Annotated in this window: 17 protein-coding genes; 7 read left to right on the forward strand and 10 right to left on the reverse strand. The window is 65.5% G+C overall.

Translation table 11 applies throughout. From position 1 onward, the window contains the following. The 4 genes from RT123_RS04270 to RT123_RS04285 all read right to left on the reverse strand — a co-directional run. Positions 1-190, reverse strand: a 190-nt coding sequence (locus RT123_RS04270) for a hypothetical protein (RefSeq protein ID WP_313008036.1), incomplete at its 3' end; no start/stop codon positions are given. A gap of 12 nt (positions 191-202) precedes the next feature. Continuing rightward, entirely contained in the window at positions 203-2,383 is a 2,181-nt protein-coding gene (locus RT123_RS04275; RefSeq protein ID WP_313008038.1) for a Mu transposase C-terminal domain-containing protein, read from the reverse strand. Then, positions 2,380-2,955, reverse strand: coding sequence for a hypothetical protein (locus tag RT123_RS04280; protein WP_313008039.1), 576 nt, complete (start codon positions 2,953-2,955; stop codon positions 2,380-2,382). Before RT123_RS04280 ends, RT123_RS04275 begins: the two co-directional genes overlap by 4 nt. A 268-nt stretch (positions 2,956-3,223) precedes the next feature. Further along, entirely contained in the window at positions 3,224-3,817 is a 594-nt protein-coding gene (locus RT123_RS04285) for a hypothetical protein (RefSeq protein WP_313008040.1), read from the reverse strand. A gap of 113 nt (positions 3,818-3,930) precedes the next feature. Here RT123_RS04285 and RT123_RS04290 point away from each other — a divergent pair, with 113 nt between their 5' ends. After that, complete coding sequence (locus RT123_RS04290; protein WP_313008041.1) at positions 3,931-4,137, forward strand: hypothetical protein; 207 nt, start codon at positions 3,931-3,933, stop codon at positions 4,135-4,137. Further along, positions 4,134-4,745: a hypothetical protein gene (locus RT123_RS04295; RefSeq protein ID WP_313008042.1), complete on the forward strand. Its 612-nt coding sequence runs from the start codon at positions 4,134-4,136 to the stop codon at positions 4,743-4,745. Before RT123_RS04290 ends, RT123_RS04295 begins: the two co-directional genes overlap by 4 nt. Positions 4,746-5,022: 277 nt before the next feature. Here the strand turns inward: RT123_RS04295 and RT123_RS04300 are convergent, their stop codons facing one another. The 3 genes from RT123_RS04300 to RT123_RS04310 form a co-directional block, all read right to left on the reverse strand. Continuing rightward, the gene (locus tag RT123_RS04300) at positions 5,023-5,814 is read right to left on the reverse strand and encodes a hypothetical protein (RefSeq protein ID WP_313008043.1); all 792 of its coding nucleotides are present in this window, start codon (positions 5,812-5,814) and stop codon (positions 5,023-5,025) included. Between the two features lie 317 nt (positions 5,815-6,131). Beyond that, the gene (gene fixJ / locus RT123_RS04305) at positions 6,132-6,761 is read right to left on the reverse strand and encodes a response regulator FixJ (protein ID WP_313008044.1); all 630 of its coding nucleotides are present in this window, start codon (positions 6,759-6,761) and stop codon (positions 6,132-6,134) included. Continuing rightward, a complete protein-coding gene (locus RT123_RS04310) occupies positions 6,751-8,229 on the reverse strand; it encodes a PAS domain S-box protein (protein ID WP_313008045.1) in 1,479 nt (492 codons plus the stop codon). Before RT123_RS04310 ends, fixJ begins: the two co-directional genes overlap by 11 nt. Before the next feature lie 151 nt (positions 8,230-8,380). Here RT123_RS04310 and RT123_RS04315 point away from each other — a divergent pair, with 151 nt between their 5' ends. From RT123_RS04315 to RT123_RS04335, 5 genes are all read left to right on the forward strand, one after another. Next, positions 8,381-9,070, forward strand: coding sequence for an alternative oxidase (locus tag RT123_RS04315; protein WP_313008046.1), 690 nt, complete (start codon positions 8,381-8,383; stop codon positions 9,068-9,070). A 304-nt stretch (positions 9,071-9,374) separates the two neighbouring features. Further along, positions 9,375-9,782, forward strand: a complete 408-nt coding sequence (locus tag RT123_RS04320) for a response regulator transcription factor (RefSeq protein WP_271041200.1) — start codon at positions 9,375-9,377, stop codon at positions 9,780-9,782. Next, on the forward strand, positions 9,757-10,818 hold the full coding sequence (locus RT123_RS04325; RefSeq protein WP_313008047.1) for a YaiO family outer membrane beta-barrel protein: 1,062 nt from the start codon (positions 9,757-9,759) through the stop codon (positions 10,816-10,818). The genes RT123_RS04320 and RT123_RS04325 overlap by 26 nt, the downstream gene beginning before the upstream one ends. After that, on the forward strand, positions 10,815-11,876 hold the full coding sequence (locus RT123_RS04330; RefSeq protein ID WP_313008049.1) for a HEAT repeat domain-containing protein: 1,062 nt from the start codon (positions 10,815-10,817) through the stop codon (positions 11,874-11,876). The genes RT123_RS04325 and RT123_RS04330 overlap by 4 nt, the downstream gene beginning before the upstream one ends. Continuing rightward, the gene (locus RT123_RS04335) at positions 11,873-13,297 is read left to right on the forward strand and encodes a glycosyltransferase (RefSeq protein ID WP_313008051.1); all 1,425 of its coding nucleotides are present in this window, start codon (positions 11,873-11,875) and stop codon (positions 13,295-13,297) included. The genes RT123_RS04330 and RT123_RS04335 overlap by 4 nt, the downstream gene beginning before the upstream one ends. Here RT123_RS04335 and RT123_RS04340 read toward each other — a convergent pair. From RT123_RS04340 to RT123_RS04350, 3 genes are read right to left on the reverse strand one after another with little or no spacing between them, the layout of a single operon-like run. Then, complete coding sequence (locus RT123_RS04340) at positions 13,281-13,565, reverse strand: Hpt domain-containing protein (protein WP_313008052.1); 285 nt, start codon at positions 13,563-13,565, stop codon at positions 13,281-13,283. The two genes, RT123_RS04335 and RT123_RS04340, sit on opposite strands and share 17 nt — an antisense overlap. After that, positions 13,562-13,948: a response regulator gene (locus RT123_RS04345; RefSeq protein ID WP_292080456.1), complete on the reverse strand. Its 387-nt coding sequence runs from the start codon at positions 13,946-13,948 to the stop codon at positions 13,562-13,564. The genes RT123_RS04340 and RT123_RS04345 overlap by 4 nt, the downstream gene beginning before the upstream one ends. Then, positions 13,945-16,383 carry a CHASE3 domain-containing protein gene (locus RT123_RS04350; protein ID WP_313008053.1) on the reverse strand — a complete coding sequence of 813 codons (2,439 nt, stop codon included), beginning with the start codon at positions 16,381-16,383 and terminating at the stop codon, positions 13,945-13,947. Before RT123_RS04350 ends, RT123_RS04345 begins: the two co-directional genes overlap by 4 nt. Positions 16,384-16,433: the final 50 nt, after the last annotated feature.

The following is a 16,433-nucleotide window of genomic DNA, read 5'->3' on the forward strand; positions in this document are numbered from 1 at the left end:
TGAGATAGCGCTTGGCGGCGAAGGTTTTGCCTGTGCGGCTGTCGCCGATGAGCACGCCCAGCGAGCCGCGGTCGGGAAAGCCTCCAACTACCGGTTTGTGAAATCGGGCTATGCCGTCGATGGCCTGTTTGAAACGGGCATGTTCGATGACGATCTTTCTTGTCAGATCCTGCCGTTCGCCGCGGGTCATGTGGGGGGGGGGTCAATCGTCATAGCAACCTTCCAGAGGGGCTCCTGAGAGGAAATCCAGGTCGTCATCGATAGGGTTGGCAGTGAACCGGTCACCGGGCTGCCCCCAGGTGTTCTGGCTCTTCGGCGGCGCCGCGGCGGCCGACAAAAAGCGCTTTTCTTTCACGCTCGGATCGCCGAGGGAGATGCTGCTGCGGCGATGTCGTTGCTCATTGCCGTCTAGGTATCTGGCAAGACCACGGCGCAGCTTCTTCGCCGACGGCGTGTTTCTCATTGAAGCGACAGTTTCCCGGAGCATGGCCCGGCTCAGCATCAGGTCATCGACGGTTACGTCGGCTCTGAGTACACGTTCAGCCGATCGTGCGAGATGGACCTTATGTTGGTGCAGCGTCGTCTTGGCGGCGTAGTCGCGATAGGCTGGAGCGGCCGGAAGGATGATAATCCGGTTGGTGTGATGGTCGAGGAAGGTGATTGATCCCAGGTCGAACGGATCACGCACGACCTCGTACCGGGTGGAGTGACCATCCTTCCCGCTCGATCTATGCTTCGGGTTTGCGAGCACGCTGGTGAGTTCAGGGGATTCGTAGAAAATCCGGTCCCACTCGATCCCCTGTCGGCCGATGGTGCGCTTCGCGCGATCTCCTGCCAAGCTTATGAACAGCTCGGGGGACGGCAACGGCGGACAGCTATATTTGGCGACCTTCTCCTTCCAGACCTCCAGGGGCACGTCCCCCGCGCCGCGGATGAAGCCCAACCCGCCGTTCAGTGTGGTGTGATAGATCTGGCATATCCAGAAGACCATCAGGCTTTCGAACATCTCGAGCGTGAGTGATGGCCCTTCGAGGTGTTCGTGGATGTCTCTGTCCTTGATGCTGCCCAACGTCGATCCGGGCAGGGAGTGGATGAGACCCGTATTCAAGCTGCCAAAGAATCGCTTCAGCGCACCCTTCAACCAGGGTTGTCGCGGCTTGAGCATGGTCACGTTGAAACCCAGTTCGTTGGCGGCGTGCTTAATGTTCAAGCCGATGAAGTGGAGAGCGTTGTCAACGTAGAGATTCTCGATCCGTCCGACGCAGGGCCAGGGAGCGGTCACCGCGGGAAATCGCGACAGGTCCTTGGGGAAATAGGTGCTTTTCAATCCTTGCAGGAAGGAGCGTAGCTGGGTTCTTCGAATCCCAAGCCGTAGCCTAGGATCATGGCCGTCGCCCGATCTCTGAAGATGATCAGATCGGGGCGGCCGTAAACAAGGCCGGCGTCGTCGATCACGCGGATGTCCAGCTTGCAGTGATCGACTTCCACGCTCTCGTAGGGGCGATCCGGCAGGGCCATGGTCTGCCCGGTGCTGTAGTGCTGGGCTACATAGGCGGCGCCCTTGCGAGCGAGATCTCGTTCGACGTTGTCGATCGCTTTGCACCGACGTTCGAAGGTGCGCAGCGACGTTCGAAGGTGCGCAGCGACGGCGGCCTGAGGCTTCCATCTTTTCGGCGATAGTCGGGGTAAAGATCGCACCCATCGAGCATGGAGCGCTCGCGCTGCGAAAAGGCCGCGACGCTCGCTTCGACCGCGCCGTAAGCCTGAATGACCGTAGTGTGGGGCGTCTTGTAGGCTTGGACGCCGCTTCGATAGCGTCATCCGCCCATGCGGGCAGGCGGCTCCCCGACCGACCTTTCGCGTCATCGCGGTCGGTCAGGCTCGCCAGGCCAAAGACGTCCGCATGGGTCTCATAGAGATTCAGCCAGGATAAGACCGTGGTAAAACCGGGCGCAGCCTCGCCGCGCTCGGTCGCCACAGCCTTGATCACAGGCAGCAGAGCGGCACGGCTGCGGGCAGGACCTCCTGGCAGGTCGAGGCAGGCTTTGACGTAGGCGTATTTGCGTTGGTTCTTCGCCGCGGCCTTCTCGCCGACCACCAAAGGCGACAATCGCGACCTTGCCCAAGCATCTCCATGGCGGACGATCAGCGCCCCTCCAGCCATCTTGGTTACCGCCTCCTCGTCGGTGAGGAAGAGGACGTCCTTATCGAAGCTGAGCAGATGCCAGCGGTTGCCGAGGCGGCGCTCGACGATATACTCGGTGCCATCGACAAGGACATGGCCGTTCACAGGCAGAGCGATCTTTGGCGTCAGGCAAGCGCTGGTCTGGCGGTGTTCGCCGATCGCGCCCGGCGCGATAATGACGGCACCGGGTGTGGTCACTGCGTGATCTCGCAGTCGAGAGACAGCGGCCGGGCGTGGTCGAAGACGACCTCGCCGCTCATGATCATCTGCAGAACGACGGAATAGGCCCTGGCGGTCTCGGCGCCGCGGTCGGCTGCAGCCAATATGACGACACCGATGGTGGCGGGCAGGCGGATCATCTCGAGAACCTGGCGAAGGACCAGCAGGGTCTCGTGGTCGGCGACGAAGGGCCGGTGTTGCAGCAGGATCTGACAGTTTGACAGTCGGGGCTGGCCGCGGATCTCGCTCTCGGTCAGCACGACCATCTCCAGCCCGTGGTCGTCCCGGTAGGCCTTACGAATGAAAGGTTCGCGCAGCGTCCAGGGCGCCACAGTCGAAAAAGTCCGGGATTTCGCTTCGAAGATCGTACAGGCGCCGGATCGGGTCTGGGCGACGACGTCGGGCACATATTGGCGTTTGACCGGCCAGGATCCCGGCTCTTCGCACCAGTAGGTGAGACGGTGCGGCTGGACGGCGAACCGCACGATGTCCGGATCGGCGGACAGCAGGGTGTGCATGTCGCGCTCCAGCGTGCTCTCGAAGAACCGCATCGCCTCGCTTTCGATCTTGTGCGACGAAGACCAACCCCGCCACGACGTTCGAGATGTGCGCCCGGGTATCTCCCTCATTGGGAGCGCCTGCCGGCCGAAGCCTAGATCTGCAGGAAATACGGTTGAGCGAGTTCGCATAGCTAACTAGTTCCGATGACCGCTGCCGCCTACTGTCTCCACCTCTTCAGATGTTTTCGAGACGCTAGACGGATTGCGAGGCTGATTGTTGCCGAGAAGCAACTTCCGACTGAGAGTTGGAATCAGACGGTCAGTGGACAGTTGGCTGCGTTGCATGGGCGTCAATCGTCTGCACCGGCGCCGGCTCTTCGGTCCCCCCTTGATCGTCGCTACTATAAAGAGGAACGTCGCCTGGAGCTTGGCGGACAAACCAAGCAGCGATGTCTGCCCAGACTTCCCAAGTCGGCTCGCGCCGCGCGCAGGCAACGATCGACTTCAGCAACTGCTTCCGAACGTGCCGGTGGGGCATGCGCGCTATTTCAAGCAGCATCTGCTCAACGGGTTCCGTTTGGATTTGATCGCAATCCTTTACGGGGATCACGGTAGCGCCGTCGAAGCAATCCGCGAGGTAGTCAGGCACGTCGTAGTCAGATTCGAAGACTTCCCAGGCGCGATCGACGGCGACCCGCAGACCATGAAGTGAGTTGTCCGACAGAATGCCGAAAACCAGCTCCCACGAAGCCAGCGCACGAAGAGCGGGTTCCTTAACACCTGAGATGACATCAACTGTATTAAGGAGTTCGCATTCCATATGCAGACAGTTTCTCATGACATCAGATGGAGGGTTATGATCACTTCCATCATCTTCTACCGTCACGAAGCAATCGATGGGCTGGTCAGTCATATTCAGTTTCCTTTGCGGCCAGGAGAGGCTGTCCACCGTCTACCTGACTCGCTTGACCGTGTCAATGACCCGCTTTAAAGAGTCGTTGATGCGTGTTGGGTAAGGAGCGCTATATGGCCAAGTTCCAAATTCGTTTGATGGGGGGCGGCGCTCTACCGCTCATGGAGACGTGGCACTCGGATTTGGAGGCGCTCGCCGACGACTTGGTCTACTCGCGGTTTCTGACCGGCGAGCTCGTTGATCTCGAGACAGGCGAGAGTGGGCCTAAGGCACTTGTCGCGGTATGTCGGATTCAGATGATCATCGAAGCAGACGCATGACAATCAGCAACCGCACGCCTGTCCCGGACAAGATCACCTTCACCGAGTTTTTGCCCGCTGAAGTCGCAGCGATCACAGGCCTCAACGTCGAAACGCAGCGCGTGTGGCGCCGCCGCGAACAGCTTCCCGGATCGGGCACGCCTGCGCGCTTCTCTCCCTTGGACGTGGCTGAAATTTTCATTCGGTACCAGTTTTCGCTCCACGGCCTTCCGCCCGGACAGAGCCAAGCGATCGGGCGTGCCTATGCGCCGACGCTCCTTTACTTCGCCCTCATTAACGTTGACGGCGCATGTGAAGTGATTGGCTCGAAGGATGATGTGGATCTTTTCGTCCACGCGTTCGAGGACGGTGAGGGGCCCGCAGGCCAGATCTCCTCCGCGACCAATGTTACCCGCTATCTTTGGCATGCCGGCGAAGCCGTGCGTGAGACGAACGACTTGGGCGAGATCACAGCCGCCAACGGACATGTGTCGGCGTCGTTTGTTGACCTCGTCGAAGCTGGAGTCCGTTTAGCCGAGGCCGCGCGTCGCCCCCTGGTCACAGTCGAATTCCCCACGGTCGACAATGATGTCCGCCGTATCCGTCGGTTAACGGGCGGTCAAACGTAGCGAGCCGTTAAGGAGGAGCTTCTCCGCTCAATCTCCCTGCCCGTTCCAGGGCATCGCTCCTTGGCGCTAATCTCGCTTTTTCGATGCCGATCGATCTAGATTTACGCCCAACGAGGTGAGAAACTGCAGCCCAAAATTGCGGTATGCCGACAGAAACTGCAGCAGATCGTATGAATTGAGCGAGAAACTGTGGCTCTCATCATTACGAACTGCAGCAAGCGGAAACGAGCCCCACTCGACCCGGACCTGCGCGCTGTGCAACTGGAGTGTGGCGCGCTTAACGCAGTCGCTTCTCGGGGTCGATTGACTTGAGACAGTGATCGATGGAATCGCACTGCTCGCATTTGAAATAGAGGTGGAAGAAGGTCTCGTCATAGGTCGGCGTCACGACCTTCTTGGCGATGCCCGGCAGCACGTTCGCGCAGAAATCATCAACCAGCCGCAGATAGGGAGCGAGCGCGAAACGCTCGACAGCCCAGTCCTCGCCGCTGGCGAACCCGTCGTCGGGGATACGCCATATCTCCCCATGGTCATCCAGCGACGGGCCGGCGGGCAGATCCATCTCCGCCAGCAGGGTTTCGAGAACCCGGACGTAGAAGGCGACGTGGGTCTTGTGAAAGGCGGTCGCCCGACGCGTCGCCTTCACGTCGATGATTGTGAAGACCGGGCACCCGCCCGGCGTCGCCGGAGCGCGCCGGATCAGGTCCGGCAGGTTCCGCTTCAATGCGAGGTCCGTGCCCGCGAGAAAGGCTGGCGTACCGTTCGGCGTCAGATTGGCTTGGGCCGCAAACGGCGTCGGGCTGCGCCCTTGAAGGAAGGCTGCAGTGACCTTCTCTTCCAGCGGATCACGTCGCCGGGAAGGCTGTAGGACGCCCCGTTCACAATGGAGTTTGGCGACGACCCGGTTCTCAAACTCGACCCCTTCGTCCGCCCAAGACTTCTTTTTGACGACCTTGGCGACGGGCACCGCGCTCAGCTCGGCGTCGGTGAACAACTCGTAGCGAGTCTTCCGCTCGCACCTGTACTGGAACCACGACTTGATCGTGGAACCGCTGAAGGTTCTCGCCATGGGCCCCTGCGACTGATTGCGAATCAAACCGCGCGAATCCGGTTATTATAAAGGCCTTCCCACATCGATTTCTGCAACCCTAACCAGTCCGATGCGCAAGGTGCATACCGAGTTGAAAAAGATCTCCGGCAGGCAATGGTACGGGCACTACAGTGCCTGTTCGCTCAAAAGACGCTAGGCCGCTTGGTCGCCAGCATAGGATTGTTGATAGGCCAGCTTCCAGTCGTGGGCGGATGCTTGGTCTTGTCTGCTGTCGGAGACGCTGCTTCCGAGAAGCGCCAGGAGCGGAAACCGCCCAAGGTCCGAAAACGCGACATTCAGATAACTGAGCTGTCGTTCGTGAACGGCTGCAGGGTCAGAACCATCCGCACCAGTTCGGACAGGCTTCCCGCCTGCATTTTCGACATCAGGTTAGCGCGATAGACCTCGACGGTGCGCGGGCTGATGTCGAGGTCGTAGGCGATGACCTTGTTGGCGTGCCCCTCGACGAGCCCCTTCAGCACATCCCGCTCCCGGCCGGACAGGCTGTCGAAGCGGGCGGCGATCTCCCGGCGCTCGGCCTCCGCCGACGCCGCTTCGCCGGCCTTATCGACGACGCGCCGGATCGCCGCCAGCAGCAGGTCGTCGCCGAACGGCTTCTCGATGAAATCGGCTACCCCGGCGTGCATCGCCTCGATCGCCAGGGGCACGTCGGCATGACCGGTGATGATGATCACCGGCTCGCGTGATCCGCCGTCACGCAAGCGCCGCGCCAGTTCGATGCCGGTCATCTCGGGCATGCGAACGTCGGTGACGATGCAGCCGGGCGATCGATCGGACGCGGCGAGAAAGGCGACAGCGGACTCATGGGTGCGGACCGTCAGATCGGCGGTCTCCAGCAGGAAGGCGATCGAGTCCCGCACGGCGGCGTCGTCATCGATCACATGGACGACGGTTTCATTCGCCATCGACCGGCTCCTCTTCAAGGTGGGCGCGCTGCAGGGTGAAGTGGAAATCGGTCCCGCCCGCGTCGTTGGCTTCAAACCAGATTCGGCCGCCGTGGGCCTCGATGATCGTGCGCGAGATCGACAGGCCGACGCCCATGCCGGTGCGCTTGGTCGTCACGAACGGCTGGAACAGCTGGTCCGCCACCTCAGGTAAAATCCCCGCCCCGGTGTCGGAGACCGTGATGCGCACATGCTCGTCGTCGATCGTGGCGACCGTGATCCCAAGGTCCCTGACCGACGCATCCTCCATCACATCGACGGCGTTGCGGATCAGGTTCAGTAGCACCTGCTGCACCTGAACCTTGTCGGCGACCACCCGGTCGGCGGCGGGATCGACATCGAAGCGAACGCGGACGCCGTGCTCGCGCGCGCCGACCAGCGCCAGGGCGCTGGCCTCCTCCACCAGCTTGGGCAGGTCCTCGATGCGCCGCTCGGTCTCTCCCCGCGCAACGAAATCACGCAGACGGCGGATGATGACGCCGGCGCGCAGGGCCTGCTCAGCGGCGCGATCGACGGCGTCCGCCACCCGCTCGAGCGGGACCGTCTCGGCCGCCAGCAGACGCCGCGAGCCCTTCAGATAGTTGGCGATGGCCGTCAGCGGCTGGTTCAGTTCGTGCGCCAGGGCCGACGCCATTTCGCCAAGCGCGGTCAGGCGCGAGACGCGCACCAGGTCGGCCTGGAGCTCCTGCAGGCGCGCCTCCGCCTGCTGCCGCTCGGTCAGGTCGCGAACGAATCCGGTGAAGAAGCGTCCTTCGGCGGTGCGCATCTCGCCGACAGCCAGCTCCATCGGAAAGGTCGAGCCGTCCCGGCGCTCGCCCACGACCACCCGGCCCAGGCCGATGATCCGCCGCTCACCGGTGCGATAGTACCGCTCCAGATAGCCGTCGTGCGCCTCGCGGTGGGGCGACGGCATCAGGACGCTGACGTTCCGGCCGACCGCCTCGTCCGCCGTCCAGCCGAACAGACGTTCCGCCGCGGGGCTGAAGGCCCGCATGACCCCCTTGTCGTCGATCAGGATCATGGCCTCCGGCACAGTGTTGAGGATCAGGCGCAGATGGGTCTCGCGGCCCGAAAGCTCGCGGTGCGCGCGCTGAAACCACTCTCCGCCCAGCGTTACGGCGGCGGCGACGATGAGGAACAGCAGGGTCTCCAGCCAGGACGGGTCCGTGGTCCGCGCCAGTGCCAGACCGCCGAACAGCCCCAGCAGCGTCGCGAAGACGCCTGGCCCGGCGCCCCCGAGCGCCGCGCCGACCACGACGGCCGGCACGAAGATCAGGAAGGACGCCTGCGCGTCCAACGGGTCCGGCAGTTGCAGCCGCACCAGGGCCGCCAGGCCGGCGACGAGCAGCGCCGCCCCCGCAGCGATCCACGGCGAGTGCGGTCGGATCAGGGCCGACGGCGAGGTGATCGGCGATCGGAAGACGCGCATCGATCCTTCCCTACCCTTTCCGGCCACCGCTCCGCGCCTCCGCAATTCCCCCTAGGGTCAAGACCCAAATACCGGGATGCAGGGAGTGATTCTACACCGCCGTCATCGCCAGACGCCGGATGGACCGGCGGACATCCCAAGGATACAGGCCATGAGCGCCCCCCTCGTCGATCTCTCCATCCACCACCAGCCCAAGGGGCTGTCGGACCGCGTCGCCTTCGGCTTCACCAAGCTGCTGCGCTGGTGCGCCGACACCTTCTTCGCCAAGCGCTACGGTCACCGCGCCGTCGTTCTGGAGACGGTCGCGGCCGTGCCCGGGATGGTCGGTGCCACCATCAACCACCTCAGCTGCCTGCGCCGCATGTGCGACGACAAGGGGTGGATCAAGACGCTGATGGACGAGGCCGAGAACGAGCGCATGCACCTGATGACCTTCATCGAGGTGGCCAAGCCGACCCTGTTCGAGCGGTTCGTCATCGTCTCGGTGCAGTGGGTCTTCTACCTGTTCTTCTTCGCCCTCTACTTGGTCTCCTCCAAGACGGCGCACCGCGTGGTCGGCTATTTCGAGGAAGAGGCGGTGATCAGCTACACCCACTACCTGGCCGAGATCGACGAGGGCCGCAGCCCCAACGTCCCCGCTCCGGCGATCGCCAAGGCCTATTGGGGCCTGCCCGAGGTCGCCACCCTGCGTGATGTGGTGCTGGTCGTCCGGGCCGACGAAGCCCACCACCGCGACGTCAACCACGGCTACGCCAACGAGCTCGGCGGCCTGCCGGTCCCGGCGGTGGCGCCCTGCCCGCCCCACATCGCCCTCGAGCCCACCTGGAAGACTGCAGCCTGACCCACGTCGTTAGACCTTGTGAAGCCCCGGGCCATCCGCCCGGGGGCTTTGTTTTACCGCCCACGCCACGACTGCGTTGCGCCATGAGCGGACGTTGGCTCCCCGCGGGACATCGGACGTAATCGGGCCCCCGGTCGAACCCTGGAGCGGCATAGGGCGGCTTGAGAAATGCATTGTCGCGTGAGCTTCCCGAAACGTCCTGCGTTTCAGACGACCGGCATTGTGGTCTCTTCCCTAGGGCTTGATTCACACTCTCGACTGCATCATGCCGCCAGGTTCGGGCGGGCCAGTTATGGAGCGAGTAATGGCGCGCATTCTGATCGCGGACGATGACCCGCTACTGCGGGCCTTGCTGCAGCACAAGCTGGCGGCGGAGGATCACCAGATCTTCGCGGCCGAGCATGGCGGCGAGGTTCTGGACATGGTCAGGGATCATGCGCCCGATCTGATCGTTCTCGACGCTATGATGCCGGTGATGGACGGGTTCGAGGTGCTGCGCAGGCTCAAGGCCGGCGCCGGTACGCGCGACATCCCCGTGATCATGCTGACCGCCCTGAAGCGTGAACAGGATGTGGTCGGCGGGCTGCAACTGGGCGCCGCCGACTATCTGGCCAAGCCCTTCATTCCCGACGAACTGGTGCAGCGTATCCGACGCCTGCTGGCCACGGCGCAGATGGAGCAGGGGCATGATCGTTCAAGACGTCCCGGCTGAGGTCCGCATCGACCCGACGGCGCTGTATGAAGCGGCGGTCGCGGATCGGCGGGCGGGACGCAACGAAGCGGCCCTGGAGAAACTGGATCGCGTCCTTCAGTCCCGTCCCGGAGATGTGGACGCCCGCCTGAACCGCGCGCTTGCCCTGCTGGCGCTGCATCGGTCCATCGAGGCCGAGGCGGATTTCCGCGCGGTTCTGGACGCCGCACCGGACTATGTCGACGCCCGCGTCGGGTTGGCCCGTGCCGCGCAACGCCGGGGCGATCTCGCACAGGCCCGGGTCGAGGCGGGACGGGCGCTGGCCGCCGCGCCGGACCGTCCCGATGTCCGCGCGCTGAGGCCGACGCTCGGGCTGCCGGCCGTCTGGAGAGTGGATTTCGACGTCTCCCGCAGCCGCCTCGGCGCAGGCCTTCCGGACTGGAGCGAGGCCCGCCTGGGCGCGGTGCGGACGCTGAATGACCGGTGGAGCTTCGGCGCCGCGGCCGAGTGGACCGAACGGTTCGGTCAGGACGACGTCTTCCTTGAGGGGCGCCTGGACCACCGGATCGGAGCGGGCGGCGTCTATGTGGCCTTGGGCGCTGCGGTGGAGGCCGATTACCGGCCGGAAGCCTCGTTGCGGGCGGGCGCCGACGTCCCCCTGAGCGGCGGGATCAGCGCGACGCTGGACGCCTCCACCGCGCGCTTCGCCAGCGGGACGGTGAACAGCCTGCAGCCCGGTCTGGCCGCCGAGCTGGCCGATGGCCGCCTACGGCTGGCCGCGCGCTGGATCAATGTCTGGGACGAAACCGATCAACGGCGGGACGGTTATGCCGTCAGCGTCCAGTGGGCGGCCACCGACCGTGTGCGGCTCCGTCTGGATCACGCTGATGCACCGGAAACCAGCGAAGGCGTGACCGTCGACGTCAGCGCCGTCAGCCTCGGCGCCGAAGTCGATCTGACCGACCGGTCCAGTCTGCGTTTCGGTGTCCTGAAGGAGGACCGCGGGGCCTATGACCGCGAGGCGATCAGCCTCGGGTTGGGCTGGCGCTTCTGGTGAGCCTGCTTGGTCTCCTGTGGGGAATTTCGCTGGTCATGGGGCTGGCGGCGGTCGCTTGGATGTTCGGGCTGATCATCGCCCGTCTGTTCCGGGAGCGCAGCGACGCCCGTCGCGCCGCGGATCAGGCCCGCGTGCGGGCCGTGTTCCTCGACATCCTCGGCGGCGACCTCGAGGCCCCGATGCGCCTGAAGCCCTACCGCCGCCGGGCCCGGCTCATGGCCGAGGCCGTGCTGGATGTGCTGGGCCTGATCCGCGGCGCGGAACGGGAACGGCTGATCGAGGTCCTGGCCGGGATGGGCGTCCCCGACCGGCTGCGCTCCCGCCTCGATCGCGGGAGCAAGGCGGGCCGGATCGCGTCGGCCGAGGCGCTCTCCGCCTTTCCGGAGGCGGCGACGGTGGACGCCCTGCGAGGCGTCCTTCAACGCTCGCGTGACGGCGATCTGAGGGTCGCCATCCTGATTTCGCTGCTCGATCTGGACGCGGCCCCGCCTTTGAACGCCCTACTGCACGACATCGCCGCGGGCGGGCTGCACGATTCGCTGCTGTACGAACCGGTCATCCGGCGCGCCGCCGAGGCCGCGCCGGCAGAGGCGCTGGACGCCTTCATGCTGTCGACCGCGCCGGCGGTGACCCGCGCCCTTCTGGCGGACGCTTTGGGCGCGGCGGGCGACTACCGCGCTGTCGAGCCCCTGATGCGCAGCGCGGCGGCGCCCGAGCTCGAACTCCGGATCGCCTCCATCCGCGCGCTCGGCGTGCTGGGCCATCCCGCGGCCGCGCCGGCGATCATGACCGCGCTGGAGGACGAAATCTGGGAGGTCCGGTCCGCCGCGTGCGAGGCCGCCGGGCGCATCGGCCTGATCGAGGCCGCGCCCCTGCTGGTCCAGTCCTTGGCCGATTCCGCCTGGTGGGTGCGGTTCCGCGCCGGCGAGGCCCTGGCAATGCTTGGTGACAAGGGCGTCGCCAGCCTGCGGATCGCCGCCCGAGCCGATGAGGACCTCATGCGCCGCGCCGCCTCGCTGGTTCTGGCGGAGCGCGGTCTCTCGGAGGCGACGTTGTGACACACGAGATCGCTGTCCTGATGGTCGGTTTCGCCCGTTCCATCGCCCTTTTCGTCATCGGAACGGGGGTGGCCCAGAACCTCATCTATCTGTTCCAGCTGTTGCTGGCGGCCCGGGCGCTCGCGACTCGGCCACCGATCCCTCAGCCGGCGGTTCTGTGGCGGCGCTATGCGGAGGCCTCTCCCCCGATCGCCCTGCTGGCGCCCGCCTACAACGAGGCGATGACGATCGTTCAGAGTGTGCGCTCCCTGCTGTCGCTCCGTTATCCCAGCTTCGAGGTGATCGTCATCAACGACGGGTCGAAGGACGCCACCCTTCAGGTGCTGATCGACGCCTACGAGCTCAAGCTTGTCCAACGGCACTATGATCAGGCGCTGGACCATCAGCCGATCCGGGGCGTCTATGCGGCGACCCATCAGCCTCGCCTGATCGTGGTGGACAAGGAAAACGGCGGCAAGGCGGACGCGTTGAACGCGGGGATCAACGTGTCCCGGGCGCCCATCTTCTGCGCGATGGACGCCGACTCCCTGTTGGAGCCTGACGCCCTGCTGCGCGCGGTCCGGCCCTTTGTGGAGGACCCGGAACGTACGGTCGCCGTGGGCGGCACAGTCCGCATCGCGAACGGCTGCGTCATCCGTGACGGACGGGTCCTGGAGGTGCGCCCGCCCCGTAACCTGCTGGCCCTGCTGCAGACGGTGGAATACCTGCGGGCCTTCCTGATGGCCCGGCTCGCCTGGAGCCGGATCAACACCCTCACCATCATCTCCGGGGCCTTCGGCCTGTTCCGGCGCGCGCGGGTGATCGAGGCGGGCGGCTACACCCACGGGACGGTTGGCGAGGACATGGAGCTGGTGGTCAAGTTGCACCGGCTCATGCGCAACCAGGGCCGCCCGTACCGGGTGGCCTTCGTGCCGGAGCCGGTCTGCTGGACCGAGGCGCCGGAGGACCTGAGGGTTCTGGGCCGTCAACGCGCCCGCTGGCATCGCGGCGCGCTGGAAACCTTCGAGCGGCACTGGGATGTGATGTTCCGGCCCCGTTACGGCCGACTGGGGCCGGTCGGCTTCGGCTACATCTTCCTCGTGGATGTGCTGGGCCCCATCGTCGAGATGCTGGGCTACATCCTAATCCCGGCCTTCTGGGTGCTGGGCCTGCTGTCGCTCGAGTACCTACTGGCCTTCCTGGCGGTCAGCTTCACCTTCGGCGTGGTGATCTCCGTCGGCGCGCTGGCGCTTGAGGAATCCGAGTTGCGCAGGTTCCCGCGCGCCCGGGACCTCCTGCTGCTGACCGGCATCGCGGTGCTTGAGAATTTCGGCTACCGCCAGCTGAACAACCTCTGGCGCCTGCGTGGCGTCTGGCAGTACCTGCGCCGCAGCCAATCGTGGGGAACTATGACCCGCCGGGGCTTCAGCCCTCCGGTGTGACCAGCGCCGCCTCCAAGGTCCGGATCAGGTGATGGATTTCGTCGCGTGACGGTGTCCCGCCCGCGGCGAACGCGTCGTCCGCCGCGCCGGCGGCCAGACTGATCTCCGGAAAGCCGAAGGTGCCCGCCGCGCCCGACAAGCTGTGCACCAGACTGCTTAGCGCTTCAGGGCCGAGGTCATCGCGCGCCAGCAGGTCCTCAAGCCGCACCACATCACCGGCGCAACGCTCCAGAAAGCGCGCCCGCAAGGCCGCGAGGACGTCCGTCATCGCCGGGCCGCGAGAATGGCCCGCACGTCTTTGGCCAGGGTCATCGGATCGAACGGCTTGATGATGACGTCGAGCGCTCCAAGCGCCCGGTAGTGATCAACCTCACCTGACTGCGCCCGCGCGGTCATGAAGATGACCGGGGTCTGCACATGCTCGGGCCGCTCCCGCAGACGCCCCAGCGTGCCGGGCCCGTCGAGGTGAGGCATCATCACGTCCAGCAGGATGACGTCCGGGCGCAGGCCGCCGTCCAGAACCGACAGCGCCGCCTGTCCGGAGGCCGCCGAGGTCAGGCTTATGCCCGGGTCCAGCTCCAGCGCGAACGCCGCCACCTCGCGGATGTCGTCCTCGTCGTCGACATGAAGAACGGTCAGTGCGGTGCTCATGAGCGGCCTCCGGAACTACGGGTCAGGCGACGAACTGTCCGCGCCAGCTGGGTCAGGGACATCCGAGACTTGATCAGCACCGCCTGAACCGCCGGCGCCGCCTGACGGTCCGTATCCTGCGCGGAATAGATGACCACTGGGATGGTTCGCCCCTCCTCATCTGTCAGTTCCGGCAGCAGGTCCAGACCATGCCCGTCCGGCAGCCCCAGATCGAGGATCACGAGGTCCGGACGGCGGTCCTGCAGGGCCTCACGCGCCTCGGCGAGGCTCTCGACGCCGCGAACCTCGACTGAGGTCAGGGCCTGTCGCGTCACCTCCAGAATGTCGCGATCATCGTCCACATGCAGCACGACCGGCTTGGCGTCCGCCCGGGCGAGGGCCAGCACCGCCAGGCGCAGACGCGATGGATCGACCGGCTTCTCCATCCAGTCCGCCACCTCGAGCGACCGTCCCCTCACCTTGCCGCGGGCGACGTCGCCGGACACCACGATCACGGGCATGGCGCGGGTGTCCTCGCCGGCCTTCAGAGCCCGGATCAGACTGACGCCGTCCGCGTCCGGCAGATGAAGGTCGACCAGCCCCAGCGCATAGCGCCCGGCCCGGGCCATGGTCAGGGCCTCGCGGGCGGTGGCGGCGACGTCGGCGTCATAACCCTCCTGCGCCACCATCTCGGCAAGGATCCTGGCGGCGTCCGGATCGTCCTCGCAGATCAGGATGCGGCCCACGCCCCGGCTGCTGGCCTGTTCAGGCAGATCGAGCGGGAGGTCCAGATGGAAGGTGGCGCCGTCTCCCTCGGCGGACTCGAACCACAGCCGTCCGCCGTGGCGTTCGGCGATCTCACGGGCGATGGCGAGGCCCAGCCCCGTCCCGCCCTTGGCCCGGGTGTCCGTCGAGTCCGCTTGAGCGAACTTGCCGAAGATGCGCGAGCGGAAGGCCTCCGGAATGCCTGGACCGTGGTCGGTGACGCTGAGGCGTGCGATCCGGGCCTCGGGATTGACAGTCACCGCGACTTCCCCGCCCGCGGGCGAGAATTTCGCCGCGTTGGACAGCAGGTTGGTCACCACCTGGATCAGCCGGTCCGCATCGCCCCGCACCGGGGCCGGATCACCCTCGCCGAGACTCAGCGAGACGCCGAGCTGATCCGCGTAACCCCGAACGCCGTCGATCGACCGCGCGGCGATCTCCCTCAGGTCGAGCGGCGACATGGCCAAGATCAGCTTGCCGGACTCCAGCTTCTCGACATCCAGGATGTCGTTGATCAGCCGCACCAGCCGCTGGCTGTTGGAATGGGCGATGCCGATCAGGCGCGCGGCCTTGTCCGGAAGCTCCCCCCCGGCTCCACCGGCCAGCAGGCCCAGCGACCCGGCGATGGAGGTCAGCGGCGTCCGGAGTTCGTGACTGACCGTCGAGACGAAGGCGTCCTTCATCTCGGCCACCCGCCGCCGCTCGGTGATGTCGCGCACCACCGCCACAACATGTCGCCCGGTCGGCAGGTCCATGGCGCCGAGCGCCACATCGGCTGCGAAGGTCTGCCCGTCCCGCCGCTTGCCGTTCAGCTCCCGCAGCAGACCGTCGGCCAAGGCGCCCTGGCTGGCGCCCAGACGGTCCAGGAACGAGCCTTCGCCGTTATTCGCCAGATCGATCAGGACGCCAACGTCGCGCCGGACCAGGTCTTCCGCGCGCCAGCCGAACATCCGTTCGGCCGCCGGATTGAGCGTCTCGATGCTGCCGCTGGGGTTCAGGGTGATGATGGCGTCGAAGGCGCTGTCCAGGGTGGCGGCATGCCGCGCCGCGGCCGCCTCCAGGCGTTCCAGCAGTGCGCCGCGCGTGGCCAGATAGCGCCAGACCAGAAACGCCGCGCCCGCTGCTGTCAGCACCAGCGCGAGGAACAGGGCCACCACCAGGATTTCGGTTCGCGCCGTGCGGCCTTGGGCCCTGTCGGACAGCTGGGCCAGATGGTTGGCCTCGTATCGGGTCATGTGATCCACCACCCGGCGGATATCGTCCATGGCGGCCTTGCCCTCGCCGGTCGAGACCTGCGCGGAGGCGGCTGCGGCGTCACCGCCTTGCCGCAGGCTGATCGAGCGTTGCATGATCTGCCGCTTCCGGGCGATCTGGCGTGACAGGTTCCGATAGTTCCCGGTCTGCTCGGCATTGCCTTCGTAGAGGCCGCCCAGCGCCGTCATCTGGCTATCAACACGATCCAGCGCGTGATCGTAGGGTTCGAGGAAACTGGCGTTGCCGGTGATGATGTACCCCCGCTGGCCGGTCTCCGCGTCCTGCATCAGCGAGAACACCGACTGAATCTGGAGGCGCGTGTCGTAGGACCGCTGCACCGCCGCCCGCAAGGCCCCGGCGCTGGCGAACTCTCGCCTGAGCTCTACCCCGGTCAACACCAGCAGAACGCCGAAAATGGCGGCCGCAAGGGAGACCACCAGCTGGTATCGCCGTTTTTCGGATTGACGCGCGACGGGAGTCATCGGTT

This window comes from Brevundimonas vesicularis, assembly GCF_032067225.1.
GTDB lineage: Bacteria > Pseudomonadota > Alphaproteobacteria > Caulobacterales > Caulobacteraceae > Brevundimonas > Brevundimonas vesicularis_F.

Excerpts from the sequence above, each read along its gene's own strand:
- RT123_RS04300 (WP_313008043.1), bottom strand. The coding sequence starts at position 5,814 with ATGGCGAGAACCTTCAGCGGTTCCACGATCAAGTCGTGGTTCCAGTAC.
- RT123_RS04290 (WP_313008041.1), top strand. The coding sequence starts at position 3,931 with ATGGCCAAGTTCCAAATTCGTTTGATGGGGGGCGGCGCTCTACCGCTC.
- fixJ (WP_313008044.1), bottom strand. The coding sequence starts at position 6,761 with ATGGCGAATGAAACCGTCGTCCATGTGATCGATGACGACGCCGCCGTG.
- RT123_RS04320 (WP_271041200.1), top strand. The coding sequence starts at position 9,375 with ATGGCGCGCATTCTGATCGCGGACGATGACCCGCTACTGCGGGCCTTG.
- RT123_RS04315 (WP_313008046.1), top strand. The coding sequence starts at position 8,381 with ATGAGCGCCCCCCTCGTCGATCTCTCCATCCACCACCAGCCCAAGGGG.
- RT123_RS04310 (WP_313008045.1), bottom strand. The coding sequence starts at position 8,229 with ATGCGCGTCTTCCGATCGCCGATCACCTCGCCGTCGGCCCTGATCCGA.
- RT123_RS04345 (WP_292080456.1), bottom strand. The coding sequence starts at position 13,948 with ATGAGCACCGCACTGACCGTTCTTCATGTCGACGACGAGGACGACATC.
- RT123_RS04295 (WP_313008042.1), top strand. The coding sequence starts at position 4,134 with ATGACAATCAGCAACCGCACGCCTGTCCCGGACAAGATCACCTTCACC.
- RT123_RS04340 (WP_313008052.1), bottom strand. The coding sequence starts at position 13,565 with ATGACGGACGTCCTCGCGGCCTTGCGGGCGCGCTTTCTGGAGCGTTGC.
- RT123_RS04280 (WP_313008039.1), bottom strand. The coding sequence starts at position 2,955 with ATGCGGTTCTTCGAGAGCACGCTGGAGCGCGACATGCACACCCTGCTG.
- RT123_RS04285 (WP_313008040.1), bottom strand. The coding sequence starts at position 3,817 with ATGACTGACCAGCCCATCGATTGCTTCGTGACGGTAGAAGATGATGGA.
- RT123_RS04325 (WP_313008047.1), top strand. The coding sequence starts at position 9,757 with ATGATCGTTCAAGACGTCCCGGCTGAGGTCCGCATCGACCCGACGGCG.